General features: G+C 57.6%; 24 protein-coding genes and 1 riboswitch. Of the genes, 18 read left to right on the top strand and 6 right to left on the bottom strand.

The genetic code is table 11. The features are described 5' to 3' along the window. Nucleotides 1–268 precede the first annotated feature (268 nt). The gene (gene pgi, locus EKL29_RS06615; protein WP_126689161.1) at nt 269–1915 is read right to left on the bottom strand and encodes a glucose-6-phosphate isomerase; all 1647 of its coding nucleotides are present in this window, start codon (nt 1913–1915) and stop codon (nt 269–271) included. Nucleotides 1916–2278: 363 nt separating this feature from the next. Next, nucleotides 2279–2471: riboswitch (Lysine riboswitch) on the top strand. A gap of 110 nt (nt 2472–2581) precedes the next feature. Between pgi and lysC the strand changes: the two genes are divergently transcribed. Then, on the top strand, nt 2582–3934 hold the full coding sequence (gene lysC, locus EKL29_RS06610) for a lysine-sensitive aspartokinase 3 (protein ID WP_120455142.1): 1353 nt from the start codon (nt 2582–2584) through the stop codon (nt 3932–3934). A gap of 249 nt (nt 3935–4183) precedes the next feature. Next, nucleotides 4184–5101 (top strand): ketopantoate/pantoate/pantothenate transporter PanS, encoded by a 918-nt coding sequence (panS, locus tag EKL29_RS06605; RefSeq protein WP_126689160.1) that lies wholly within the window; start codon nt 4184–4186, stop codon nt 5099–5101. Between the two features lie 26 nt (nt 5102–5127). On the opposite strand, the gene EKL29_RS06600 is transcribed toward panS, so the two are convergent. Further along, complete coding sequence (locus EKL29_RS06600) at nt 5128–6753, bottom strand: Na/Pi cotransporter family protein (protein ID WP_126689159.1); 1626 nt, start codon at nt 6751–6753, stop codon at nt 5128–5130. A 289-nt stretch (nt 6754–7042) separates the two neighbouring features. Between EKL29_RS06600 and psiE the strand changes: the two genes are divergently transcribed. From psiE to ubiA, 3 genes are all read left to right on the top strand, one after another. Next, the gene (gene psiE, locus EKL29_RS06595; RefSeq protein WP_120455146.1) at nt 7043–7453 is read left to right on the top strand and encodes a phosphate-starvation-inducible protein PsiE; all 411 of its coding nucleotides are present in this window, start codon (nt 7043–7045) and stop codon (nt 7451–7453) included. Nucleotides 7454–7522: 69 nt separating this feature from the next. Continuing rightward, nucleotides 7523–8035: a chorismate lyase gene (ubiC, locus tag EKL29_RS06590; RefSeq protein ID WP_126689158.1), complete on the top strand. Its 513-nt coding sequence runs from the start codon at nt 7523–7525 to the stop codon at nt 8033–8035. Nucleotides 8036–8065: 30 nt separating this feature from the next. Then, nucleotides 8066–8932, top strand: a complete 867-nt coding sequence (ubiA, locus tag EKL29_RS06585; RefSeq protein ID WP_179256422.1) for a 4-hydroxybenzoate octaprenyltransferase — start codon at nt 8066–8068, stop codon at nt 8930–8932. A 211-nt stretch (nt 8933–9143) separates the two neighbouring features. Here ubiA and plsB read toward each other — a convergent pair whose 3' ends face one another. Next, complete coding sequence (plsB, locus tag EKL29_RS06580; RefSeq protein ID WP_120455876.1) at nt 9144–11567, bottom strand: glycerol-3-phosphate 1-O-acyltransferase PlsB; 2424 nt, start codon at nt 11565–11567, stop codon at nt 9144–9146. Nucleotides 11568–11694: 127 nt separating this feature from the next. Between plsB and EKL29_RS06575 the strand changes: the two genes are divergently transcribed. The 4 genes from EKL29_RS06575 to EKL29_RS06560 all read left to right on the top strand — a co-directional run bounded on the left by EKL29_RS06575 (nt 11695) and on the right by EKL29_RS06560 (nt 14621). Beyond that, a complete protein-coding gene (locus EKL29_RS06575; protein ID WP_120455152.1) occupies nt 11695–12063 on the top strand; it encodes a diacylglycerol kinase in 369 nt (122 codons plus the stop codon). A gap of 106 nt (nt 12064–12169) precedes the next feature. Continuing rightward, nucleotides 12170–12784, top strand: a complete 615-nt coding sequence (lexA, locus tag EKL29_RS06570; RefSeq protein ID WP_033749144.1) for a transcriptional repressor LexA — start codon at nt 12170–12172, stop codon at nt 12782–12784. Nucleotides 12785–12905: 121 nt separating this feature from the next. Further along, nucleotides 12906–14228: an MATE family efflux transporter DinF gene (gene dinF, locus EKL29_RS06565; RefSeq protein ID WP_126689157.1), complete on the top strand. Its 1323-nt coding sequence runs from the start codon at nt 12906–12908 to the stop codon at nt 14226–14228. A 180-nt stretch (nt 14229–14408) separates the two neighbouring features. Then, nucleotides 14409–14621, top strand: coding sequence for a CsbD family protein (locus EKL29_RS06560; RefSeq protein ID WP_033749146.1), 213 nt, complete (start codon nt 14409–14411; stop codon nt 14619–14621). A 48-nt stretch (nt 14622–14669) separates the two neighbouring features. Here EKL29_RS06560 and zur read toward each other — a convergent pair whose 3' ends face one another. Beyond that, a complete protein-coding gene (gene zur, locus EKL29_RS06555; RefSeq protein ID WP_126689156.1) occupies nt 14670–15191 on the bottom strand; it encodes a zinc uptake transcriptional repressor Zur in 522 nt (173 codons plus the stop codon). 446 nt (nt 15192–15637) lie between these two features. Here zur and EKL29_RS06550 point away from each other — a divergent pair, with 446 nt between their 5' ends. From EKL29_RS06550 to pspG, 3 genes are all read left to right on the top strand, one after another. Next, a complete protein-coding gene (locus tag EKL29_RS06550) occupies nt 15638–16888 on the top strand; it encodes a conjugal transfer protein TraF (protein ID WP_126689155.1) in 1251 nt (416 codons plus the stop codon). Nucleotides 16889–16998: 110 nt separating this feature from the next. After that, on the top strand, nt 16999–17994 hold the full coding sequence (dusA, locus tag EKL29_RS06545; protein WP_120455160.1) for a tRNA dihydrouridine(20/20a) synthase DusA: 996 nt from the start codon (nt 16999–17001) through the stop codon (nt 17992–17994). A gap of 189 nt (nt 17995–18183) precedes the next feature. Beyond that, complete coding sequence (pspG, locus tag EKL29_RS06540) at nt 18184–18450, top strand: envelope stress response protein PspG (protein ID WP_120455161.1); 267 nt, start codon at nt 18184–18186, stop codon at nt 18448–18450. A 189-nt stretch (nt 18451–18639) separates the two neighbouring features. On the opposite strand, the gene EKL29_RS06535 is transcribed toward pspG, so the two are convergent. Beyond that, the gene (locus EKL29_RS06535; protein ID WP_120455163.1) at nt 18640–19623 is read right to left on the bottom strand and encodes a quinone oxidoreductase; all 984 of its coding nucleotides are present in this window, start codon (nt 19621–19623) and stop codon (nt 18640–18642) included. Nucleotides 19624–19718: 95 nt separating this feature from the next. On the opposite strand from EKL29_RS06535, the gene dnaB reads away from it, so the two are divergent. The 6 genes from dnaB (at nt 19719) to EKL29_RS06505 (ending at nt 24882) form a co-directional block, all read left to right on the top strand. After that, nucleotides 19719–21125, top strand: a complete 1407-nt coding sequence (gene dnaB, locus EKL29_RS06530) for a replicative DNA helicase (protein ID WP_033793192.1) — start codon at nt 19719–19721, stop codon at nt 21123–21125. 123 nt (nt 21126–21248) lie between these two features. Next, nucleotides 21249–21740: an Lrp/AsnC family transcriptional regulator gene (locus EKL29_RS06525; protein WP_126689154.1), complete on the top strand. Its 492-nt coding sequence runs from the start codon at nt 21249–21251 to the stop codon at nt 21738–21740. A 240-nt stretch (nt 21741–21980) separates the two neighbouring features. Then, nucleotides 21981–22595 carry a YitT family protein gene (locus EKL29_RS06520; RefSeq protein WP_120455166.1) on the top strand — a complete coding sequence of 205 codons (615 nt, stop codon included), beginning with the start codon at nt 21981–21983 and terminating at the stop codon, nt 22593–22595. Nucleotides 22596–22643: 48 nt separating this feature from the next. After that, nucleotides 22644–23837 carry an amino acid aminotransferase gene (locus EKL29_RS06515; RefSeq protein WP_126689153.1) on the top strand — a complete coding sequence of 398 codons (1194 nt, stop codon included), beginning with the start codon at nt 22644–22646 and terminating at the stop codon, nt 23835–23837. 290 nt (nt 23838–24127) lie between these two features. After that, nucleotides 24128–24550, top strand: a complete 423-nt coding sequence (locus tag EKL29_RS06510) for a secondary thiamine-phosphate synthase enzyme YjbQ (protein WP_120455168.1) — start codon at nt 24128–24130, stop codon at nt 24548–24550. Next, complete coding sequence (locus tag EKL29_RS06505) at nt 24547–24882, top strand: MmcQ/YjbR family DNA-binding protein (protein ID WP_120455169.1); 336 nt, start codon at nt 24547–24549, stop codon at nt 24880–24882. The genes EKL29_RS06510 and EKL29_RS06505 overlap by 4 nt, the downstream gene beginning before the upstream one ends. A 38-nt stretch (nt 24883–24920) precedes the next feature. Here the strand turns inward: EKL29_RS06505 and EKL29_RS06500 are convergent, their stop codons facing one another. Next, the gene (locus EKL29_RS06500) at nt 24921–25985 is read right to left on the bottom strand and encodes an NAD(P)-dependent alcohol dehydrogenase (RefSeq protein ID WP_120455171.1); all 1065 of its coding nucleotides are present in this window, start codon (nt 25983–25985) and stop codon (nt 24921–24923) included. Nucleotides 25986–26150 lie beyond the last annotated feature (165 nt).

Below are 26150 nucleotides of genomic sequence, written 5' to 3'. Positions count from 1 at the left end.
CTAAAACGCTATTATCAGATTTTGCCTGGCGAGCTAAAAATAAAATTCCTTTTAAAAACAGGAGGAAGGGGAGAGATGAAGGGGAAATAAGGGCCATTTTAAACGCGAGAGGGGCTGGCTTTTTAACTGCATCTTCAGAGCAATCTCAACTCAATTTAAGAATTATCCCGTCTGGCTTGCGCATATTATCAGCCAAAAAGCGTTTATTTTCTTCGCCGCGGCAATAAAAAGGCGGCCGTATGGCCGCCATAAAGAGATTCAGTGCTAATTAGCGCCAGGACTTATAGCGATTAATTAAGCCATTAGTGGAACTGTCGTGGCTGTTAATCTCCGCGCTGTTTTCCAGCTCAGGCAGAATACGGTTAGCCAGCTGTTTGCCTAACTCTACGCCCCACTGATCGAAGGTGAAGATATTCAGGATAGCGCCCTGAGTGAAGATCTTATGCTCGTAGAGGGCAATCAGCGCGCCGAGGCTATAGGGCGTAATCTCGCGCAGCAGGATCGAGTTAGTCGGGCGGTTACCTTCGAACACCTTGAACGGCACAATGTGCGCGACGGACTCAGCAGATTTACCCGCATCGGTAAACTCTTTCTCTACCACGTCGCGTGACTTGCCGAACGCCAGCGCTTCGGTCTGGGCGAAGAAGTTAGAGAGCAGCTTCTGATGATGGTCCGCCAGCGCGTTATGGGTGATAGCCGGCGCGATAAAGTCGCAAGGAACCAGCTTAGTGCCCTGATGGATCAGCTGATAAAACGCGTGCTGACCATTGGTGCCCGGCTCGCCCCAGATAATGGGGCCGGTCTGGTAATCCACCGGATTGCCGTCGCGATCGACGTATTTACCGTTAGATTCCATATTGCCCTGCTGGAAGTAGGCCGCGAAACGGTGCATGTACTGATCGTAGGGCAGGATCGCTTCGGTCTCGGCGCCGAAGAAGTTGTTGTACCAGATGCCAATCAGCGCCAGCAGCACCGGCAGGTTCTGCTCAGCTGGCGTCGTGGAGAAGTGCTGGTCCATCGCATGCGCGCCGCTCAGCAGCTGTTCGAAGTTATCGAAGCCGATAGAGAGGATAATCGACAGGCCGATGGCCGACCACAGCGAGTAGCGTCCGCCGACCCAGTCCCAGAACTCAAACATATTGGCCGTGTCGATGCCAAATTCGCCCACCGCTTTCGCATTGGTCGAGAGCGCGGCGAAGTGCTTCGCGACATGCTGCTGATCGCCAGCGGTTTTCAGGAACCAGTCGCGCGCGCTATGGGCGTTGGTCATGGTTTCCTGGGTGGTAAAGGTTTTTGACGCCACTAAAAACAGCGTGGTTTCCGGGCTGAGATCTTTCAGGGTTTCCGCGATATGCGTGCCGTCCACGTTAGAGACGAAGTGCATATTCAGGTGGTTCTTATAAGGGCGCAGCGCCTCCGTCACCATAAACGGGCCGAGATCCGAACCGCCGATGCCGATATTCACTACGTCAGTGATCGCTTTGCCGGTATAGCCTTTCCATTCGCCGCCGATAATACGCTCTGAGAAGTGCTTCATCTTCTCCAGCACCGCGTTTACTTCCGGCATCACATCTTTGCCGTCTACCAGAATCGGCGTGTTGCTGCGGTTGCGCAGCGCAACGTGCAGCACGGCGCGATCTTCGGTGCGGTTGATCTTCTCACCGGAGAACATCGATTTAATTGCGCCGCTCAGGTCGGTCTCTTTCGCCAGCGCCTGCAGTTTGTCCAGCGTTTCCTGGGTGATGCGGTTTTTCGAGAAATCCACCAGCATCTGGTCGTCAAAGGTGGCGGAGAATTTAGCAAAACGATCGGCATCCTGAGCGAACAGCTCGGCGATAGTCACCGATTTCATCTGTTCAAAATGCTGTTGCAGCGCTTTCCAGGCTGCGGTTTGGGTCGGATTGATATTTTTCATGGCAACACTCTTGTTGATTTAAGAACCGTCATTCCATCGTGGGTAACCACACCCATATAGCGTTTCAGTATGACAACAGTGTCCACTGAAAGGAAAAATTTTGTCGGCGTTATCACCTTTGCGCCTGGCGTCAGCAACCTCCGTGCCTGAAAACGCGCGCCGCTTCAGCCTGTCGCTGCGGGGGTTTTTCAGACCCGGCGGCGCGTATTGTGCCGCGAACTTAGCGTCTGAACCTTGTGCCGAATCAGAATAAACTGGTCCCGGGCGGGCCATTTAACGCTCAGAGCGCAGCAAATCGCCGACAGACGTAGACAGCAAGCTTATGACCCGGTATTTTTATGCGGCTACTTGCGCACCCGTGCGCAAGCCAGAAGAGGCGCGTCGCCCAGGCAGTGTGTTGGAGGAACCGTATCCGGGGATAACACATCAGGGGGAGCGACGCCGAGGTGGTCAACACACGGAGTGTTGCCTGTCGGCTGCAGGGGCTGAATCCCCTGGGTTGTCACCAGAGGCGTCCACAGTCGGTCGCTTCGCAAGGTGAAGTGCTTCTGGGTGACTCGTCTCCTGATCTTGTCTGCCCAATTCTGCTCTTCCCTTGTGCCAAGGCTGATACAATGTCTCCCGTCCCATACACGCGGGAGAAGATAACCTGACACGAGGTCGTACATGTCTCAAACTCTGATCGTGGCGAAATTTGGCGGCACCAGCGTTGCCGATTTCGATGCTATGAACCGCAGCGCCGATGTGGTGCTGGCCAATGCTGACACGCGTCTGGTGGTGCTCTCTGCATCAGCGGGCGTGACCAACCTGCTGGTTTCGCTGGCGGAAGGCCAGGAGCAGGCGCAGCGCGCTTACCTGCTGGACGAGATTCGCCGCATCCAGTATGCGATTGTCGAGCGTCTGCAAAATCCCGCCGTTATCCGTGATGAAATCGATCGCATGATCGAAAATATCACCATGCTTTCCGACGCCGCCTCGCTGGCGACCTCTAACGCCCTAACCGACGAACTGGTCAGCCACGGCGAGCTGATGTCTACGCTGCTGTTCGTGGAGATCCTGCGCGAACGTCAGGTCGAAGCGGAGTGGTTCGACGTGCGTAAAGTGATGCGCACCAATGACCGTTTCGGTCGCGCCGAGCCGGAGATCGCGACGCTGGCCGAGCAGGCCGCCGCGCTGCTGAAGCCGCGTCTGGATCAGTCGCTGGTGATCACCCAGGGCTTTATCGGCAGCGAGCAGAAGGGCCGCACCACCACGCTGGGACGTGGCGGCAGCGACTATACCGCTGCGCTGCTGGGCGAAGCGCTGAAAGCGGCGCGCGTGGATATCTGGACCGACGTGGCGGGTATCTATACCACCGATCCACGCGTTGTCCCGTCCGCCAAGCGTATCGACGACATTACCTTCGAAGAGGCGACCGAGATGGCGATCTTCGGTGCAAAAGTGCTGCATCCGGCGACGCTGCTGCCTGCGGTGCGCAGCGACATCCCGGTGTTTGTCGGCTCCAGCAAAGATCCGGCTGCTGGCGGCACGCGCGTCCATCGCGAAACCGCCAACCCGCCGCTGTTCCGCGCGCTGGCGCTGCGTCGTCGCCAGACGTTGCTGACGCTGCACAGCCTGAACATGCTGCACTCGCGTGGTTTCCTCGTTGAAGTGTTCACTATTCTGGCGCGCCATAATATTTCCGTCGATCTGATCACCACCTCGGAAGTGAGCGTGGCGCTGACGCTCGACACCACCGGCTCGACCTCAACCGGCGACAGCCTGCTGACCCAGGCGCTGCTGACGGAGCTCTCGTCGCTCTGCCGCGTCGAGGTGGAAGAGAATCTGGCGCTGGTGGCGCTGATCGGCAATAACCTTTCCAGAGCGCGCGGCGTCGGCAAAGAGGTCTTCGGCACGCTTGAACCCTTTAACCTGCGTCTGATTTGCTACGGTGCCAGCAGCTACAATCTCTGCTTCCTGGTGCCGGGCGAAGATGCGGAAAGCGTAGTGCGCGCGCTGCATAAAAACCTGTTTGAATAACGATCCGCCCGGCGGGATCGGATCTCTCTGGTGCGATCCACCGCCTTTTAGCGCATAAGCCAGCGTATCTCCGACACTATCTTGCGGATCGGCAGCAGTCGATCCGCATTTTCCTTTCTGGCTCTTACTCCGCCTTACGCTCCGATAACGAAATGTTATGATCCCGGTCCGCCGACGCACCCGTTCCTGCGTCGCGTTTCTCTGTGGCATCTGCTTAAAAACACAACATTCGAAGAAGGAAGTCCGGCTATGCTCGCCAAATTAACCCGTCTGTTTCCGCTCTGGGCCGTGCTGCTCTCCGCCGCCGCCTGGTATTCGCCCGGCGTCTTTCTCGGCATCGGGCCCTGGGTCACCTGGCTGCTGATGCTGATTATGTTTAGCATGGGCGTAACGCTTAATATCGACGATTTTAAACGCGTGCTGGTGCGCCCGGCACCGGTGATCGCGGGCACCTTTTTGCACTATCTGGTGATGCCGCTCGCTGCCTGGGGGCTGGCGAAGCTGTTCCACATGTCGCCCGATCTCTCTGCGGGCATGATTCTGGTGGGTAGCGTGGCCAGCGGCACCGCCTCGAACGTGATGATCTATCTGGCGAAGGGCGACGTCGCGCTTTCGGTGACTATCTCCTCGGTTTCCGCGCTGGTGGGCGTTTTCGCCACGCCGCTGCTGACGCGTTTCTATGTCGATACGCATATTCAGGTGGATGTCGTGGGCATGCTGCTCAGCATTGTGAAGATCGTCGTGATCCCGATTGGCCTGGGGTTGATCATCCACCACAGCCTGACCGGTCTGGTGCGCCGCGTGGAGCCTTACCTGCCCGCTTTCTCTATGATCTGCATTCTTTTGATCATCAGCGCCGTAGTGGCAGGCAGCCAGGGTTTTATCGGATCGGTTGGGCTGGTGGTCATCGCTGCCGTGGTACTGCACAACGCCATCGGCCTGCTGGGCGGCTACTGGGGCGGCAAGCTGTTCGGCTTTGACGAGTCGACCTGCCGCACGCTGGCGCTGGAGGTAGGGATGCAGAACTCCGGCCTGGCGGCGACGCTGGGCAAACTCTACTTCTCGCCGCTGGCCGCGCTGCCGGGCGCGCTCTTTTCAGTCTGGCATAACCTTTCCGGTTCGCTGCTGGCTGGATACTGGTCAGGCAAACCGATCGACAAGAAGTAATTCAGCGGGGGCCGCGCGCCCCCGTTTCACTCATAATCCCGCTCGTCCTCCGGCTGCTCCAGCACCGTATAGGCCACGCTGCACAGCAGTGAATTCAGGCGCTTCATATCCCCCAGCAGCCCCAGATGCAGCGAGCTGGTCTCAATGCTCTGGACGTTCTTCTGATGCAGCCGCTCGACATGCGCATGCGAGAAGCGGCGAATCAGAATGCGGAAGCGATGTTTAGCGCGGCGCAGCCGTTTCGCGCTGGTGATGTCGCGGGAAAGAAAAACCGACAGGCTGAGGCGCAGGTTCGCCAGCAGCTGTTCGTGCAGCGTTTCTAATTCCTGTATGCCTTCCGGCGAGAAAGCGCGGCGCGGCATCAGCGCCTTATCCGCGACGTCGGCGCTCATGCGCTCAATAATGTCGCCCGCCTGCTCCAGATTTAACGACATTTCAATAATTTCGCCCCAGCGGCGCGAATCCTCTTCCGACAGATCCTCTTTCGGCATACGCGCCAGGTAGAGCTTGATGGCGGTATAGAGCACGTCCACATCATCATCCAGCCGCCGCACCGTACGCTCTTCACGTACTTCGCCGTGTACCACCTTGCTGAACGCCTCCAGCATCATTTCCAGCACGTCGCCGATGCGCAGCGCCTCGCGCGCGGCGTTGACCAGCGCCAGGGCAGGCGTATCCAGCGCGCTGCGGTCAAGGTGGCGCGGTTTGAGCGTCATATCCGCTTCGGCATCATCGCGGATCAGGCGAGTACAGAGCCGCGCCATCGGTTCGGCGAAGGGCACCATAACCAGGCAGCGGATCAGGTTGTAAAAGACGTGGAAGAAGATCACCAGCTCTTCGTCATTGACCGGCATCTTATCCAGCCAGGGCGCCAGCAGATTGACAAAGGGCAGCATCGCCAGCGAGCCGAGCAGCTTAAACAACAGGCTGCCGAGCGCCACCCGTTTGCCTGCGGCATTGGAGCCGCTGGCGTTGAGCATCGCCAGCAGACCGCTGCCGAGATTAGCGCCGATTACCAGACAAAGCGCCACTTTAAACGAGATGACGCCTGCAGCAGTCAGCGTAGCGGTAATCAGCACCGCCGCCAGGCTGGAGTAGCTGATAATGGCGAACAGCGCGCCGATCAGCGCATCCAGCATGATATCGCCGGTCAGGCTGGAGAAGAGCACCTGCACGCCCGCCGCCTGGGTGATAGGCCTGGCGGCGCTGACAATCAGCTGCAGCGCCAGCAGAATCAGTCCCAGCCCAATGCTGGCGCGCCCCATCTGCCCGACGCGCGTCTGCTTGCGCGACAGAAAGAAGATGACGCCGAAAAAGATAAACAGCGGTGACAGCCAGGAGAGATCGAAGGTCAGAATACGCGCCATGATGGCGGTGCCGACGTCGGCGCCCAGCACCACGACCAGTGCAGGCGCCAGGCGCATTAGCTTCTGCGCCACGAAAGAGGTGACCAGCAGCGTGGTGGCGTTACTGCTCTGCACCAGCGTCGTCACGCCGATGCCCGCCAGAAACGCCATGGGTTTCTTTTCAATGCTGCGGCTAAGCACGCGGCGCAGATCGGCACCGAAGACGCGCATAATGCCGGAGCGCACGATATGGGTGCCCCAGACCAGCAGGGCGACGGCAGAGAGAAGATTGAGCAAGGTCAACACGTCACGCCACTCCATAACCGTCAGGCTAAAAAGCAGCAGAGAGCCAGCCTGACGGTAAGAGCAATCTGCAAAGAGAGCCGTCGGGCGGGGCGCAATTTTTCCTGAGTTTTAAGGGACCTGCGCACGCTGCCGACTCTTTAACTGTAGACCAGTTCTCTGAGGCAGGAGGGGGATAAATGCTGGCTTCTTAACCGCAGCGGCAGCAAGGCCAGAGCAGGGAATCTTGTGATCTGCATCACATTACAGCATGATGGCGATCTTTTACGGAAAGCCATTATGGAGGCCAGTCATGAACGTTAAACCCACCGGCGGTCAGTACATCGCATTGGCGCTGCAATGGGTGCTGAATCTGGGACTGCTGGCGCTGGCGGTGATTCTGGCGGTGTTTCTTGGCAAAGAGACGCTGCACCTTGCTAACGTGTTGCTGAACACCGGCGAGCAGGCGTCGTCCTATCTGCTGATTGAGGGAATTGTGATCTATTTCCTCTACTTCGAATTTATCGCCCTGATCGTGAAGTACTTCCAGTCGGGCTATCACTTTCCGCTGCGCTATTTTGTCTATATCGGCATTACGGCGATTATTCGGCTGATTATCGTCGATCACAAAAATCCCTTCGATACGCTCTGCTACTCCGGCGCCATTCTGATTCTGGTCGTGACGCTGTGGCTGGCCAACAGTAACCGCCTGAAGCGCGAATAAACGTCGCCAGGTGTGCCCGCCGCGCCTCTGCGCTACACTGTTGCCCTCAAAATTGACGGGAGTGGTGATATGTCGCAAGAGGCGCTCAGCTTATTACGCGCGCTCAACTGGCTGCCATCCACGCATCCGACGCTGACCGCGCCGCTGCTGGACTGGCTGATGGAAGAGGACTCCATGACGCGCCGTTTCGAGCAGCACTGTCAGGAAGTGACGGTGCGGCCGATGCGCGAAGGTTTTATTAACGCCGATGAGCTTATCGATGAAAGGGCGCTTCTGCCTGACGATACGCGCTTCTGGCTGCGCGAGATCGTGCTGTGCGGTGACGACGAGCCCTGGCTGATTGGCCGCACGCTGGTGCCGGAGAGCACGCTCAACGGCCCGGAGCAGATGCTGCAACAGCTGGGAACGCGCCCGCTTGGCCGCTATCTCTTCTCCTCTTCGACCTTAAGCCGCGACTTTATCGAACCCGGCAGCGTCGGCGCGCTCTGGGGACGGCGCTCGCGGCTGCGGCTGTCGGGCAAGCCGCTGCTGCTGACGGAACTGTTTTTACCTGCCTCGCCGCTCTATCGCGACCTGGCCTGAGGAAGATTTAACGTGCAAAAGAGCGTAGAGATGAGCAAGTTTCAGGCCTATAGCCGCCTGATGCGTATTGATAAACCGATCGGCACGCTGCTGCTGCTGTGGCCGACGCTGTGGGCGCTGTGGCTGTCGGATATGGGCGTTCCGCCGTTCCGGGTGCTGGTAGTGTTTGTGCTTGGCGTCTTTGTGATGCGCGCGGCGGGCTGCGTCATCAACGATTTTGCCGATCGCAAGGTCGACGGTTTCGTAAAGCGTACCGCCGGTCGTCCGCTACCCAGCGGCGCGGTGAGTGAGAAAGAGGCGAAAATCCTGTTTGTGCTGCTGGGGCTGCTGGCGTTCGCGCTGGTCCTCACCATGAACCTGATGACCATCCTGCTTTCGCTGGGCGGTCTGGCGCTGGCGTGGTCTTATCCCTTTATGAAGCGCTATACTCATCTGCCGCAGGTGGTGTTGGGCGCGGCATTCGGCTGGGCGATCCCTATGGCCTGGGCGGCGGTTAGTAAGTCCTTACCGCTAGAATGCTGGCTGGTGTTTCTGGCTAATATCTGCTGGACCGTCGCCTATGATACGCAATACGCGATGGTGGATCGCGACGACGATATTAAAATCGGCGTCAAATCAACGGCGATCTTGTTTGGCCGTTACGACAAGCTGATTATCGGCCTGCTGCAGTTTGCAACCCTGGGTTTGCTGGCGCTGGTCGGTTCGCTGATGCAGCTTAACGCGCTGTTTTACTGGTCGCTGCTGGGTGCCGCCGTGCTGTTTGTTTACCAGCAAAAACTTATTGTCCACCGTGAGCGCGACGCCTGTTTTCAGGGATTCCTTAACAATAACTATGTCGGGCTGGTGATCTTTATCGGCGTGGTGCTGAATACGCCGCCGTTCAGCCAGCTGTTTTAAGTACTTTAATCCAGCGAGCAACAAGGCTGAAACGCGCGGTGGGTATGGCCCGAGGAGCAAAGCGTCCCGCGTCAGGGAAGACGCGGGCCGAGCGGGCAGGGATGCCGCTGTTGCGTCTTTGCGATCGGGCCATACTCACCGCGCAGGCACCTTACCGGCAACAAAAAGGGCGACATCTCTGTCGCCCTTTGCTTTATCTGCCTGCGGCTATTTACTCATGCGCGACTGCGCTTTCGATAGTTAACCGCACATCGCTGGTCACCAGATCGGCCAGAATGTGCCAGGCGGCCTGAGTACGCTCGACGTCGGCATCGCCGGTATCGCTGATATAGCCCTCATCACGCAGCGTCAGCACCAGCGTAGTAAATACCGCCTTATCGAAAAACTCCGGCGCGTTAATGCCGTGCAGCACCGAAAGACGCTGCGCCAGCATACGGCTCTCTTTCTCCAGCGTGCCGCGGTTGATGGTCGGCTTCGCGCTGAGGATAGAGAAAGTAATGGCGTAACGTTGCAGCGTCTCGCGGATGCCTGCGGCCAGCAGCTGCAGCGTGCGGTAGCGCGCCGCGGTGTGGCGCAGCTGTCCATCCTGCAGGGTAATCAGGCCCTGACGCGCCAGCTCCTGACACAGCGCGCTCAGCAGCGCCGGCAGCGCGTCGATTTCCCAGCGCAGGAACAGTTCGCTTTTCAGCATCGGGTAAATCAGACGGACCTGGCGCAGCAGCTCGGCTTCGCTCAGGTTCGGATGCTGCTGAATAATGGCGGCAATCAGCGACGGCATCACCAGCATATGGTGAATATTGTTGCGGTAATAGGTCATCAGCACTGCCTGCTCGCGCGGCAGAATGATGATGTCGCCGATATTATCCTGTTCGGTTTCGAACTTATTCATGCTCATGGCATGGTTCAGCAGCTCTTCCGCTGAAAGCGGCGGCACCGTCGATTCCGGAGAATAGGGCACGTTACGCAGCAGCTCAATGTAGCACTCAAGCTGCTCGATCAGCTGCTCGCGCGTCAGCGAACGCTGGCGTGAGGCAAGCAGCGCGGTAACGCACAGGTTCATGGCGTTGGCGGCGCCCGCTTCGTTGATGCGCACCATCAGGCGCGCCGCGATATCGTTCACCGTTGGCGTCAGCCAGCTGGGACGTTGCGGTTCAATCGGGTCGATAGCGTCGCGCCACTCCGGCACCTGCTTGTTCAGGTAGTTCACCAGCGGCAGCGGTTCGCCGAAGTTAACGTAGCCCTGACCCAGATTGCGCAGCTTACGCAGACCGCGCACCATCTGCATAAAGCCTTCTTTCTCTTTCGCCGCGCCGCGTAGCTCTTTGGCGTAAGTGCCCACTTCCATAACGTGCTCATAGCCGATATAGATCGGCACCAGCGTAATCGGACGTTTGCCGCCGCGCAGCATCGCCTGCAGCGTCATCGCCAGCGTGCCGGTTTTGGGGTCGAGCAGACGGCCGGTACGTGAGCGCCCACCCTCAACGAAATATTCGACCGAATAGCCGCGGCTAAACAGCTCGCCGAGATATTCGCGGAATACGGTGGCGTAGAGTTTGTTGCCTTTAAAGGTGCGACGAATAAAGAATGCGCCCAGGCGGCGGAAAATCGGCCCGGCGGGCCAGAAGTTAAGGTTGATACCTGCGGCGATATGCGGCGGCACCAGGCCCTGATGATAAAGCACATAGGAGAGCAGCAGATAATCCATGTGGCTGCGATGGCAGGGCACATAGACAATCTCATGGCCATCTTCCGCCAACTGGCGCACGCGCTCGCCGCCGTTGACGTTGATGCCCTGATAGAGACGGCTCCAGAGCCAGCCCATCACGCGATCGGTCACGCGGATCGCCTCATAAGAGAAGTCCGCGGCGATCTCTTCCATCATCTCGACAGCGTTCTGCTGCGCCTTCTCATGAGAGAGCTTTTTACTGCGCGCTTCTTCTTCCACCGCTTTTTCAATCGCTTTGGACTGCAGCAGCTTGTTGAAGAGATCCTGTCGCGCCGGCAAACGTGGGCCGACCGCCGCTAACCGCTGACGCGCAAAGTGAATGCGCGCCACGCGCGCCAGTTTCTGCGCGATAGATTTATCGGTGCCGTGCTGCGTCGCCATCCAGCGCAGCGAGACGGTCGGGGAAAAGCGCACAAAGCTGTCGCGGCCGTGCCAGACGATGGCGAAAAACTTCTCTACGCCGTTAAGCTCGCGCAGGTGCGGCGTATCGTCGCCCTGAACTTCACGACCTGGCGCACGGCCGAACATCACCGAGACCGGCAGCATCTGGATATCCAGATGTGGATTATTGCGGTGCAGATCGAGATACTCGTGGAAAATTTTCACCGATTCCGTGTTCGGCCCGAAAGCGGGGAACACGCGCGGGCCATTGTGAATAAACACGTGGCGCGGCAGCAGCGTGCCGTCAATTTCCAGCGGCACCAGCGGATCGGGCAAATTATGCTTCAGACACTGCTGACGCAGCGTCAGCAAATCCGCCTTGGAATCGTATGGCAGCACGTACATAATCGGCCGCGTCGGATCGAGTCCATGTTCGGAAACGGGATCGGCCGGAATAGCCTTAGTTTTTACCAGAACGGAAAGTGGTAAATTCAACAATTTATAATAGAGTTTACGCCAACCTGACATAGACAACATGAAGCCTCTTGTTAGCAAAGCGCCGCAAGCATATCAGAAAGTGCTGCGAAGATCTGTGTGGTGCCAAACGCACCTGGCCCAGACATTGACGTCAAACAACTAAAAGGGTTCCCTCGCAATGGCAAGTAATACCACCGGTTTGCTCAGGATTGTGAAAGCGGCAGGCTACTCCTGGCAAGGGCTGCGCGCCGCCTGGCAGCATGAGGCCGCGTTTCGTCAGGAAGCCACGGCCGCCATCATCGCCGTTATCATCGCCTGCTGGCTGGATGTCGATACCGTCGCGCGCATCCTGATGATCGGATCGGTGGTGCTGGTGATAATCGTCGAGATCCTTAACAGCGCGATTGAAGCGGTGGTCGATCGCATTGGTCAGGAGCGTCATCCGCTGGCCGGACGGGCGAAAGACATGGGCTCAGCCGCCGTCTTGCTGGCTATCATACTGGCGCTGTTTGTCTGGATCGCGCTGCTTTGGTCCCATTTGCGCTAGGCTTTCCACAATTGCCCAAATGGCTGTTATTTCCCTGGGTTTTGGTTTTCATTTCGCCAATACCTGTATATACTCACAGCGACTGTATAAACAACCAGGGGGCGGGATGAAAGCATTAACCACCAGGCAGCAACAGGTTTATGACCTGATTCGCGACCATATTAACCAGACGGGCATGCCGCCGACGCGTGCGGAAATCGCCTCGCAGCTGGGGTTCCGTTCCCCCAACGCCGCCGAAGAACATTTGAAAGCGCTGGCACGTAAAGGCGTTATCGAGATCGTCTCCGGCGCATCACGCGGCATTCGCCTGCTGATGGAAGAGGAAGAGTCTAACGGGCTGCCGTTGATCGGCCGCGTCGCCGCCGGTGAACCGCTGCTGGCGCAGGAACATATTGAAACGCATTACAAAGTTGATCCCGACCTGTTTAAGCCTTCTGCTGATTTTCTGCTGCGCGTCGCGGGAATGTCGATGAAAGATATCGGCATTATGGATGGCGATCTGCTGGCGGTACATAAAACGCAGGATGTGCGTAACGGCCAGGTCGTAGTGGCGCGCATCGATGACGAAGTCACGGTAAAGCGCTGGAAAAAGCAGGGCACCGTGGTGCATCTGCTGCCGGAAAACAACGACTTCGAGCCGATTATCGTCGATACCCGCACGCAGTCGCTGACCGTTGAAGGTCTGGCGGTGGGCGTGGTGCGCAACGGCGAGTGGCTCTGACCGGTTGCCTTCAGACGCCTGTATCGTTTCGTCAGGCGTCTGTACGATAAGCTGTTAAAGCGCTCTCAATGCGGTTAACGCCGCTCCTTTCTGTTTTACGTTTTCAGGCATGGACCGGCTGATGCGTCTCTTCTCTACAGACGACCGACACCTCTGGCGGCTGGCGCTGCCGATGATCCTTTCTAACATTACCGTGCCGCTGCTCGGCCTGGTGGATACCGCCGTTATCGGCCATCTCAACAGTCCGGTTTACCTTGGCGGCGTGGCGATTGGCACCACCGCCACCAGCTTCGTCTTTATGCTTTTCCTGTTTCTTCGCATGAGCACCACGGGCTTTACCGCTCAGGCCTTTGGCGCACGCGACCCGCAGGCGCTGGCGCGCGCGTTGACGCAGCCGCTGCTGATGGCGCTGCTTGCTGGCGGACTGTTTGTGCTGCTGCGCGATCCGTTAAGTTCGCTGGCGAGTCGGCTGGCGGGCGGCAATCCGCAGGTGCTGGAACAGGCCGCGCTCTTCATTCATATCCGCTGGCTTAGCGCGCCGGCGACGCTGGCGAACATGGTGATCCTCGGCTGGCTGCTTGGCGTGCAGTATGCCCGCGCGCCGGTTGTGCTGCTGGTGGTGGGCAACGCGGTAAATATCCTGCTCGATCTCTGGCTGGTGCCGGGGCTGAAGTGGGGCGTCGCGGGCGCGGCGACCGCAACGGCGGTGGCGGAATATGTCACGCTGGCGGTAGGGCTGGCGATGGTGTGGCGCGTACTGAAAATACGCGGCATCTCCATGGCGATGCTGAAACAGAGCTGGCGCGGCGATATTAGCCGTCTGCTGCGTCTCAATCGCGACATTATGCTGCGCTCGCTGTTGCTGCAGCTCTGCTTTGCTTCGCTCACCCTGATCGGCGCGCGTCTGGGGCCTGAGATCGTCGCCGCTAATGCCGTTCTGCTGATGTTTATCACCTTTACCGCCTATGCGCTCGACGGTTTCGCCTACGCGGTGGAAGCTGTCTCTGGCGAAGCCTACGGCGCGCGCGACGGCGACAGGCTGCTGGCTGTATGGCACGCCGCCTGTCGTCAGGCAGGAATGGTGGCGCTGGCGTTCGCGCTGATTTACGCGGCGAGCGGCGAAGCTATAGTGGCGGCGCTCACCTCGCTGGATTCGCTGCGGCAGCAGGTGGATCGCTATCTGTTCTGGCAAATCATCCTGCCGCTGGCGGGGGTGTGGTGCTATCTGCTGGATGGCCTGTTCATCGGCGCAACGCGCGGGCGAGAAATGCGTAACAGTATGGCGGTTGCCGCGCTCGGCTATTTCCTGACGCTGCTGACCTTGCCCTGGCTGGGTAACCACGGTTTATGGCTGGCGGTGACGGTCTTTCTCGCGCTGCGCGGCGTCTCGCTCTGGCTAATCTGGCGGCGTGAATGGCGTCTAAACCGCTGGTTTAGCTGCTAATTAGCCTCTGCGCTCGCGTCTGATTTACGCCTCGTTAAACAGATTATTCTGTAATTATCCCGCAGTTGCCGATTCGTCTACTATAATTACCTTACAACAGCGCGACACAGCAGCGCTTTGTATTGTCGTACTGCCATTACATGGTGGTATGTAAAACTAAGGATGACGTGGAGGTCTGAAATGAATAAAGACGAAGCGAGTGGTAACTGGAAGCAGTTCAAAGGCAAATTCAAAGAAAAATGGGGCAAGCTGACCGACGATGATATGCAGGTTATCGAAGGTAAACGCGATCAGCTTGTCGGCAAAATTCAGGAACGCTACGGTTACGCTAAGGATGAGGCAGAGAAAGAAGTCTCAGACTGGGAAACCCAGAACAAAGATTACCGCTGGTAATCTCCCCGTTCAGCTTTTGTCTGAACGCCCGGCACAGGGAGGTGCCGGTTACCCTCTTTTCCCGCGTTTTTTCCCTTCTGTCTCATGGTCATGATCGCAGCTATCGTGCTCCATGCAGGCTTCTACCTCAGCACAGTCCACACAAAGCCCATGCGCCTCAATCACGCTATGTCGCAGGACAAAGCGCGCTTCGCCAGCGAGATCGTCAATAATCTTCTCTACACCCTGCGCCTGTTTCTCCGTCACCGCCGCGCAGCGATCGCATACCAGCATCACCGAGGTATGGGCGGGCGCTTCAAAGTGATGGCAAATGACATAACTGTTGTTTGACTCTACGCGGTGAATAAAGCCCTGTTCCAGCAAAAAATCGAGCGCGCGATAGACCGTCGGCGGTTTCGCCTGCGGCTCGCTGGCGCGTAACTGGTCCAGCAGGTCATAAGCGCTAATCGATCCATGCTGCGCAGCCATCAGACGTAACACTTCGGCGCGCTGCGCTGTCAGGCGCACCCCGCGTTGCAGGCAGAGTTTCTCAGCCTGGGTCATGATTTGCTCGGGCGTCATTATCGACATGGTGCTTCTCCGCTAAAAACGAGATGTTATTTTATCACACTAAAATCGCTTGCGCTGGAGTTGCGGTTGTTATCTCTTCTTTGCTCATTTCCAATTAAATATCAATAAATTAAATAGGTATTCAGCGACCAGCTATACCGCAAAGCGGCTTAGCAGTGCCAGCCTTACTGAGATATAAAGCAACAAAATTAACGATTCGCTTTACAACTCACCAGGTTAAGCACTAATGTTCATGAGGCCTTAAGAAACCGCTGGCCTTAATACCCTTTTTTAACTATCCCGCTAAATAATAAAAGCGCCGATTTGTAGCTAAAACATCCAATCCGGCGAATAACAGTGCTGTTTCGACTGAATTCACAGCAATGAACCGTTAGCCGCCGTTCACAATAGCGCTAACGACAAATTCCGATGATGAATGTTTTCCTGATCAAGGTGATGGCAGACAAATGGCGAACAAAACCACCCGGCGCTCCGCGCTTTTATATCCTGCTGTTTTAAATGCGCTTTTTATCTCCTCTTCCGCAATGGCTGCGGGTACCTGGTATGACGCGCGTAACGACGCGATGGGCGGTACAGGTGTCGCTTCCTCTACGTGGAGCTCAGCCGTACTGGCGAACCCGGCGCTGATGACGCGCGCGCAGCCGGATGATAATGTCGGCATCATTTTCCCGTCTGCGGGCTTGCAGATTACTGATAAAGACAAGATGGTCGACAAAGTCGATGACATCAGCGATACCGTTGATCGCTATCGTGACGTGATTAATGGCCTGACCTTCCGTGACTATCTTAACGGCTACCCGCAGTTGAAGACGGCGTCAAAAGACGTAGCGAATCAGCTGCGCGATCTGCGCGGCAATAAGGCTAACGCCACGGCGGGCGTCGCGCTGGCAGTAACCGTACCCAATGAAACCTTGCCATTCGCCTTTATCACCAAGGCTTACGGCACGGTGCACCTGCGCGCCAACGTGGCGCAGAGCGACATCGCCTATCTTGACGGTGTGGCGAACGGTACAGTGATTCCCGTGCCGGGCGATCAAAATAACTTACGCTCCAGCGCAAACGGACTCGCGGCACTGGTAACTGATTACGGCATCTCCGTGGCGCATGAATTCAACGTGGCGGGCCATCCGGTTTCGCTGGGCGTTACGCCGAAGATCCAGAAAACCTGGCTCTATAACTACACCGCCAGCATCTATAACTACGATAAAAATGACCTCAACGGCAGCCGCTACCGCAACGATAATACCGGCTTCAACATCGATGCCGGTTTAGCGACGCCGCTGGGCGACAACTGGACGCTGGGCGTCACCGGGCAGAACCTGGTATCGCGCGATCTGAAGACCAAAGAGACCAACGGCTATCGCGATACCTATCAGATCCGTCCGCTGGTGACCTCTGGCCTGTCATGGACCGGCGGTCCCTTTACCGCTGCGCTGGATGTAGACCTGACCGAAACCAAGCGTTTCAAATCGGAAGAGAGCAGCCAGTACGCTGGGATTGGCGGTGAATATCGCGTGCTGGACTGGCTGGCGCTGCGCGCCGGTTACCGCGCGGATATGAAATCCAACGATGAAAACGTCTTTACCGCGGGTTTCGGCCTGGCGCCGTTCAACAACAAGGTCCATCTGGATCTGGCGGGCTCGGTGGGCGACGACAACACCTGGGGTGCGATGATGCAGCTCGGTTTTAACTTCTGATCAGCGTTTCCAGCCCTCTGTAAACCGGGCGACGCAGAGTCGCCCGGCATCCTGTTAATGTGTTATCCTTGCGCAGATTATCATCACCCTTAACGGATTTTCTGCGCTTCATGAGCAACTCTTTTTCCCCGCAACGTTTTTCCATCGCGCCAATGCTCGACTGGACCGACCGACACTGTCGGTATTTTCATCGCCAGCTGACCGGCGATGCGCTGCTGTACACCGAAATGGTGACGACCGGCGCCATTATTCACGGCAAGGGCGACTATCTGGCCTACAGCGAGGCGGAGCATCCGGTTGCGCTGCAGCTCGGCGGCAGTGACCCGGCGGCGCTGGCGCAGTGTGCGAAACTGGCGGAGGCGCGCGGCTACGATGAGGTAAACCTCAACGTCGGCTGTCCTTCCGATCGGGTGCAAAATGGTCGGTTCGGTGCCTGCCTGATGGCGGAAGCCTCGCTGGTGGCCGAATGTATCGACGCCATGCGCCAGGTCGTTTCGATTCCGGTGACGGTAAAGACCCGTATCGGCATTGACGAGCAGGACAGCTACGCCTTTCTGACTGACTTTGTCGGCACCGTGGCGCAGCGCGGCGGCTGCGACACCTTTATTATCCATGCGCGCAAAGCCTGGCTCTCCGGCCTGAGTCCTAAAGAGAACCGCGAGATCCCGCCGCTCGACTATCCGCGCGTCTACCAGCTGAAGCGTGACTTTCCGCAGCTGACTATTGCTATTAACGGCGGCGTAAAGTCACTGGAAGAGGCGAAAACCCATCTGCACTATCTCGACGGCGTGATGATGGGGCGTGAGGCCTACCAGAATCCAGGCCTGCTGGCGCAGGTAGATCGCGAGCTGTTTGGCCGCGACGCGCCGGCTGTCGATCCGGTGGCGGTGGTGCGCAGCATGTATCCCTATATTGAGGCGGAGCTGGCGAAGGGCACTTATCTGGGCCATGTCACGCGTCATATGCTGGGTTTATTCCAGGGCATCCCAGGCGCGCGCCAGTGGCGTCGCCATCTGAGCGAGAATGCGCATAAGCCGGGCGCAGACGTACGCGTGCTGGAAGCTGCGCTGGCGCTGGTGGCGGATAAAATCCCACAGGAAGCGTGACGGCTTTTCACTACATAAAAAGACCAGCCTGAGCGCTGGTTTTTTTTACGCCATAAATCGGCGAATTTCACTATGAGCAAGACTTTGTCTCAGAGGTATTTATAATAAAATCAACAGATTATATTGTGGCACGCTTCTTGAAATAACCTCATGAAATAAAAGTGTAGAACTAACAAGAGGAGTAACGAAGTGGAAATTTTATTCGTGCTGGGCTTTTTTCTGATGCTGCTGGTGACCGGCGTCTCGCTGCTGGGCGTGCTGGCGGCGCTGGTGGTTGCCACGGTGGTCATGTTTGTCGGCGGCCTGTTTGCGCTTGTAATCAAATTGTTGCCATGGCTGGTGCTGGCGCTGGTTGCCGCCTGGGCTTATCGCGCCTTTTCTGGCGATGGTCGTGAGCGTGCACGCCGCAGGCTACGCCGCAAAATCAGCAAGTTAGAGCGACGTCGCGGCTATTAATTGCGGAGGCGATCACAGACTGAAAGATTGCTTATGCCAGTTTTGCAATTAAACATATTTTTTACTTATGTTTTCTGCCAGGATGTTCGCCGTTGAGTCGACATGAATTCATCGCCGCTGTCCCTACACCAGCGCGAACGATAAAAAGAAAAGGGGCTTCCTTCGGGAAGCCCCGTTTGCATTCTGGAATCAGGGAATCAGCAGGCTGGAGCCTTGCGTGCTGCGGTTTTCCAGCGAACGATGCGCTCGCTCCGCCTCTTTCAGCGGGAATTTCTGCTGTTCCGGCACCTCAACCTTGATTGCGCCGCTGGCCAGCAGCGAGAAGAGATCGTTGCTGGCGTGCTCCAGCTCTTCGCGGTTGGTGATGTAGCCGTAAAGCGATGGGCGCGTCACAAACAGCGAGCCTTTCTGATTAAGGATGCCGAGATTCACGCCGGTGACCGGGCCGGAAGCATTACCAAAACTCACCATAAGCCCCTGACGACGCAGCGAATCCAGTGACGCTTCCCAGGTATCTTTACCCACTGAGTCATACACGACCGCCACTTTTTTGCCGTTAGTCAGCTGGCTGACGCGTTCAGCGATGTTCTCTTCACGGTAGTTAATGGTCGCCCAGGCGCCTGCCTCTTTCGCCAGCTTAGCCTTTTCCGCCGACCCGACAGTGCCGATCAGGTGCGCGCCAAGCGCTTTCGCCCACTGGCAGGCGATCAGGCCGACGCCGCCCGCCGCCGCGTGAAACAGAAACGTTTCGTCCGGCTTCACCTGATAGGTCTGGCGCAGCAGATAGTGTACGGTCAGGCCCTTCAGAAAGCTGGCGGCGGCCTGCTCAAAGCTAATGGCGTCCGGTAACGGCATCAGGCGATCTTCCGCCACGTTGTGCAGTTCGCTATAGGCGCCCAGCGCTGCCTGGCAATAGACCACGCGGTCGCCCGGCTTAAAGCGCGTCACCGCGCTGCCGACGCGCTTTACCACGCCCGCGGCTTCGGTGCCGAGACCCGAAGGCAGAGCAGGAACCGGATAAAGTCCGCTGCGCACGTAGGTGTCAATGAAGTTAATGCCGATGGCGCGATTCTCCACCTGCACTTCGTGTTCAGCAGGATCGGCAGGATCGACGTCCACCCATTGCAATACCTCAGGCCCGCCCTGCGCGGTAAACTGAATACGCTTTGCCATTTTTACTCCTGTGATTGTTCAATATGAGGCGTGAGAGGCGCGTCGCCATAAGGTATACTGGCGCGTCCCCTCAGAAGATCGGTATTGCATTCACTATGGCAGGAAATAAACCCACCAACAAATCGAACGACACGCCCGACCGGCAGCTGGAAGGTATCAAAATGCCGCCGCATTCGATTGAAGCGGAGCAGTCGGTGCTGGGTGGGTTGATGCTGGATAACGAACGCTGGGATAACGTCTCCGAGCGCGTCGTGGCGGAAGATTTTTTTAACCGTTCGCATCGTCTGATTTTTTCCGAGATGCAGCGCCTGCTGGAAGCGGGCCAGCCCATCGACCTCATCACGCTGTCGGAGTCGCTGGAAACGCGCGGCGAGCTTGAAATGGCGGGCGGATTCGCCTACCTGGCGGAACTGGCGAAAAATACCCCCAGCGCGGCGAACATCGGCGCTTATGCGGACATCGTGCGCGAACGCGCGGTAGTGCGCGAGATGATCTCGGTGGCGAATCAGATCGCCGACGCCGGTTACGATCCTCAGGGACGCAACAGCGACGAACTGCTCGACTTCGCTGAATCCAACGTCTTTAAAATCGCCGAGTCGCGCGCCAGTAAAGATGAAGGGCCGAAAAATATTCAGGAAGTGCTGGAAGCCACGGTTTCGCGCATTGAATCCCTTGTCTCGACGCCGCACGACGGCGTAACCGGCGTCGATACCGGCTATCAGGATCTGAATAAAAAGACCGCCGGCCTGCAGCCGTCAGATCTGATTATCGTTGCGGCGCGTCCGTCGATGGGTAAAACCACCTTCGCCATGAACCTGTGCGAAAACGCCGCGATGCTGCACGACAAGCCAGTGCTGATTTTCAGCCTGGAGATGCCCAGCGAGCAGATTATGATGCGTATGCTGGCGTCGCTATCGCGCGTAGACCAGACGCGCATCCGTACCGGCCAGCTTGACGATGAAGACTGGGCGCGTATCTCCGGCACCATGGGTATCCTGCTGGAGAAGAAAAATATGTATATCGACGACTCTTCCGGCCTGACGCCGACTGAAGTGCGTTCGCGCGCGCGACGCGTTTTCCGCGAGAACGGCGGGTTGAGCATGATCATGATCGACTACCTGCAGCTGATGCGCGTGCCGTCGCTCTCCGATAACCGCACGCTGGAGATCGCCGAAATCTCCCGCTCGCTCAAGGCGCTGGCGAAAGAGCTCAACGTACCGGTCGTGGCGCTGTCGCAGCTGAACCGCTCGCTGGAGCAGCGCGCCGATAAGCGCCCGGTTAACTCCGACCTGCGTGAATCAGGCTCTATCGAGCAGGACGCCGATCTGATTATGTTTATCTACCGCGACGAGGTTTATCATGAAAACAGCGACCTTAAAGGCATCGCAGAGATCATTCTGGGTAAGCAGCGTAACGGCCCTATCGGTACGGTTCGCCTGACCTTTAACGGCCAGTGGTCGCGCTTCGACAACTATGCCGGCCCGGCTTACGACGACGAATAGCCTCTCTTTTCGGCATGCACAATCTGTGCATGCCGCCTCGCATCATCAGAAAATAGTGTTGGACAACCTCGCCTTTAATCGGGTTATCTGTATCACAGCGCATGTTTAAGCACTGGAAGCAGCATGACTCACGTAGACGATTACGACCTGAAAATACTGACCTTATTACAATCCAACGGCCGCTTAACCAACCAGGAGCTGAGCGATTTAGTTGGCCTGTCGGCATCGCAATGCTCGCGACGCCGCATCAATCTTGAACAGGCGAATTTAATCCTCGGCTATCACGCGCGTCTTTCGCCCGATGCGATTGGCCTGGGCATGGTCGGTCTGATTGAGGTGCGGCTGATTAACCACACCGATGAATATGTCGATAGCTTTCACCGCATGGTAGAGCAGGAGGAGGCGATCGTCGACGCGTACAAAACCACCGGCGACGCGGATTATCTGCTGAAAGTGGCGGTAGCCGACCTCGCTTCGCTGAGCGCGCTGATAAGCCAGCTGGTGGCGGGCCATCAAAGCGTGTCTCATGTGAAAACATCGGTGGTGTTAGGTCGTTTGAAAGAGAATGGCCTGATGATGCTCCCCGAGCGCAAAGTGCGCCAAAAGAGTGCATGATGTGCTTATTTGGTGCATCCGGACGCCATTTATGCAAAAGATACGCACAATATCCTGAATTTGTGCATGGGTTGACGGCCTGGCCGTAAAACGTGCGCAAAACCACGCAACAAAAGCGCCTTAGTTATCAACTGGATAATCACTGGCACCTGCCGAAGGCAGCAACGGGCTGACGGTATGGTGCGTTTTTTGCATCTGAGCGGTACGTTTTTTTCGGCTTTGACTGCAATGAGATGACCCATGGATAACGTCGTAGAACCTACCCGAATACCTCATTCGCGCATTGAAGATGCGCTGGCGATTTTGCTCGGCACGCTGATGGTCTCTTTCGGCGTCATTATGCTAAAGCAGGCGGGCGCGCTGACCGGCAGTACCGCCGGCATCGCATTTTTAATCAGCTATCTGTCGCCGCTCTCTTTCGGCAGCGCCTTTTTTCTGATCAACCTGCCGTTTTACTGGCTGGCGGTGCGCCGCATGGGATGGGAATTCACGCTGAAAACCTTCTGCGCGGTGGGGCTGGTATCGCTGTTTACCCATCTGCACCCGCTGTTCGTCCACTTTTCCGCGCTCAATCCCTTTTATGCGACACTGTTCGGTAACGTGATCATGGGCATTGGGTTTATAGTGTTGTTTCGACACAAAGCCAGCCTGGGCGGAATAAATATTCTGGCGCTGTGGCTGCAGGATCGCATCGGGCTACGCGCCGGGAAACTGCAAATGGCCGTCGATACCTGCGTTGTGCTGGCGTCGCTGTTTGTCGTCAGCGTACCGATGCTGCTGGCGTCGGTAGCGGGCGCAGTGATCCTTAATCTGATTATCGCCATGAACCATCGTCCCGGACGGTACATGGTTTAATGCTGCATACACCTCTGTTTTTTACGACCACTCATGGAGATCTGCACCGTGTTTCAAAACGTTGATGCCTACGCCGGCGATCCGATTCTGTCGCTGATGGAAACCTTCAAACAGGATCCGCGCACAAATAAAGTGAACCTCAGCATCGGCCTCTACTACGACGAGCAGGGCATCATTCCTCAGCTCCAGGCGGTCGCCGCCGCGGAAGAGCAGCTGAAGGCTGAGCCGCAGCAGGCGTCGCTTTATCTGCCGATGGAAGGCCTCAACGCGTACCGCAACGCCATTGCGCCGCTGCTGTTCGGCGCGGAGCACCCAATGCTGAAAGCGGGCCGTATCGCGTCGATTCAGACGCTGGGCGGCTCCGGCGCGCTGAAGGTCGGTGCAGATTTCCTCAAGCGTTACTTCCCCAATTCCGGCGTCTGGGTCAGCGATCCGACCTGGGATAACCATGTGGCGATCTTTACCGGCGCGGGCTTTGACGTTAACCACTACCCGTGGTACGACGCAGAGACCAACGGCGTCAAATTCGACGCCTTCCTCGCCGCGCTGCAGGCGCTGCCGAAGCAGAGCATCGTGCTGCTGCATCCCTGCTGCCACAACCCGACCGGCGCCGATCTGACTGACGCGCAATGGGATCAAGTCGTTGAGGTGCTAAAAGCGCAGGAGCTGATCCCGTTCCTGGATATCGCCTATCAGGGTTTCGGCGCAGGGATGGAAGCGGATGCCTATGCGATCCGCGCTATCGCCGCAGCGGGTCTGCCGGCGCTGGTCAGCAACTCCTTCTCGAAAATCTTCTCGCTGTATGGCGAGCGCGTCGGCGGCCTCTCTGTGGTGTGCGACAGCGCCGACGAAGCCGGGCGCGTGCTCGGCCAGCTGAAAGCTACGGTGCGCCGCAACTACTCCAGCCCGCCGAACTTCGGCGCGCAGGTGGTGGCGCGCGTGCTGAATGACGATGCGCTGAAAGCCAACTGGCTGGCCGAAGTGGAGGCGATGCGCCTGCGTATTATCGCCATGCGTAAAACGCTGGTGGATGTGCTCAGCACCGCGCTGCCTGGCAAAAACTTCGACTATCTGCTGAAGCAGCGCGGCATGTTCAGCTATACCGGCCTTAGCGCGCAGCAGGTGGAGCGGTTGCGCAATGAGTTAGGCATCTATCTGGTGGGCAGCGGCCGTATTTGCGTCGCCGGTCTCAACAGCAATAATGTGCAGCAGGTGGCGCAGGCGTTTGCCGCGGTAATGTAATCGCGCGGATGAGATCTGCAAGCGGGTGAGCACCCGACGCGTAAAGCGTCCCGCGACTGGGACTGAAGCGCAGAACATTCGCCCGGCGACGGGCGCGCCTCAGGGATAAGAGGCGTATCTGCGCGGGTCGCGCTGGCCGGGAGGCCAGCCTTCGCGTCACTGCGGCCGACCCCCCTCTCTTCAGTAAACTGAAACCCTCAGCTCAGGCTGGCGGTTTTTTTTTGCCTTCAGGTTTACCTTTCCACGACTTATTGCACACTTAAACGGTGTAACCAATTCAGGAAAAAGGCATGTGGCATCAACAAACGCTTACGCTGGGTGAGAAACCCCGCGGCTTTCATCTGGTCACCGAAGAGATCCTCGGTCAAATCCCGGCGCTGGGGCAGGTGCAGACCGGCCTGCTGCATCTGCTGCTGCAGCACACCTCAGCATCGCTGACGCTGAATGAAAACTGCGATCCCACGGTGCGTAGCGATATGGAAAATCATTTTATGCGTCACGTTCCGGAAGAGGCGCCTTACCAGCATGATTACGAAGGCCGCGACGATATGCCGGCGCATATCAAATCTTCCATGCTGGGCGTATCGCTGCTGCTGCCGGTCCAGCGCGGCAAGCTGATGCTGGGCACCTGGCAGGGTATCTGGTTAGGGGAACACCGCATTCACGGCGGCGCGCGGCGCATTGTCGCCACTTTACAAGGGGAGTCGAAATGAACACGTCAGATCTACTGACTTACTGTATGAACAAACCGGACGCGGAGCAGAGCGTTCACAGCGACTGGAAAGCGACGCAAATCAAAAGCGGCGGCGTACTGTTCGCCATGGTGCATGAGGTAAACGGACGTCCGGCGGTGTCGCTCAAAACCACGCCTGCGCTGGCGGAGCTGCTGCGCGAGGAGCACAGCGACGTTTTCCCCAGCGAGCATCTCAATAAGACGCACTGGAGCACGCTGCTGCTGGACGGGTCGCTGAAGGATTCGCAAATCTACTATCTGGTGGATGCTTCTTATCAGCAGGCGGGCGCTACCCGGGCGGCGGGCGTCTGAGAGAAGCGCGCGGCGTTGCGCCGCGCGCCTGGTTGCCGTTACGCCGCCGCTTCGTCGCGCAGCGTATTGATATCTATAACAAAGCGATATTTCACGTCGCTTTTCAGCATACGCTCATAGGCTTCGTTGATCTGATTCATCGCGATCATTTCGATATCAGAAGTGATGCCGTGCTTGCCGCAGAAATCGAGCATCTCCTGCGTTTCGGCGATGCCGCCGATCAGCGAACCGGCAATGCTGCGGCGTTTCATGATCAGGTTAAAGACCTGCGGTGCCGGGTGATCGTGCTCCGGCGCGCCAACCAGCGTCATATTGCCATCGCGCTTCAGCAGGGCGATAAACGGGTTGAGATCGTGCTGCGCCGCCACGGTGTTAAGGATGAAATCAAAGCTGTTAACGTGCTGCGCCATCTGGTCCGCATCTTTCGATACCACAACCTCATCCGCGCCCAGGCGCTTGCCATCTTCAATTTTTGACGGCGAGGTGGTGAACAGCACGACATGCGCGCCCATCGCGTGCGCAATCTTCACGCCCATATGGCCGAGGCCGCCCAGGCCGACGATGCCCACTTTTTTGCCCGGGCCGACGTTCCAGTGGCGCAGCGGCGAATAGGTGGTGATGCCTGCGCACAGCAGCGGTGCGACGCCCGCCAGCTCCAGGTTTTCCGGCACGCGCAGCACGAAGTTCTCATCGACGACGACCGACGTTGAGTAACCGCCGTAGGTGACGTCGCCGGTTTCGCGATCCTGACCGTTATAGGTGCCGACAAAGCCGACCTCGCAATATTGCTCCAGCCCTTCCTGACAGCTCGGACAGCTGCGGCAGGAGTCGACCATACAGCCGACGCCGACCAGGTCGCCTGGTTTGTATTTGCTGGCGTGATCGCCGACTGCAGTTACGCGACCAACGATTTCATGTCCCGGCACGACCGGAAAAAGGGTGTTTTTCCACTCGTTGCGGGCCTGGTGCAGGTCAGAGTGACAAACGCCACAGAACAACACTTCAATCTGTACATCATGCGCGCGCAGCTCGCGCGGGGTGTAATCGAACGGTGCCAGTCTGGATTTCGCGTCCTGAGCGGCATAGGCGTGCGTAATATTCATGGTGTCTCCAGGTTCGTTGTGTCGTGAGAATAGTGATGAGTGCGGCGCGCAGGGCGCCCGGCAAGAGGGCGAGGCCAACGGGGCGCGCCAATGAGGAACGCTTAAAAGGATAGTCACAGAACGCCAGCGCGGCTATGCCTATACATGCCTGAATCTTGCCTGATT

Source organism: Pantoea sp. YU22 (assembly GCF_003970755.1).
GTDB classification, from domain to species: domain Bacteria; phylum Pseudomonadota; class Gammaproteobacteria; order Enterobacterales; family Enterobacteriaceae; genus Pantoea; species Pantoea piersonii.
This window is presented reverse-complemented; position numbering and strand designations above follow the sequence as displayed.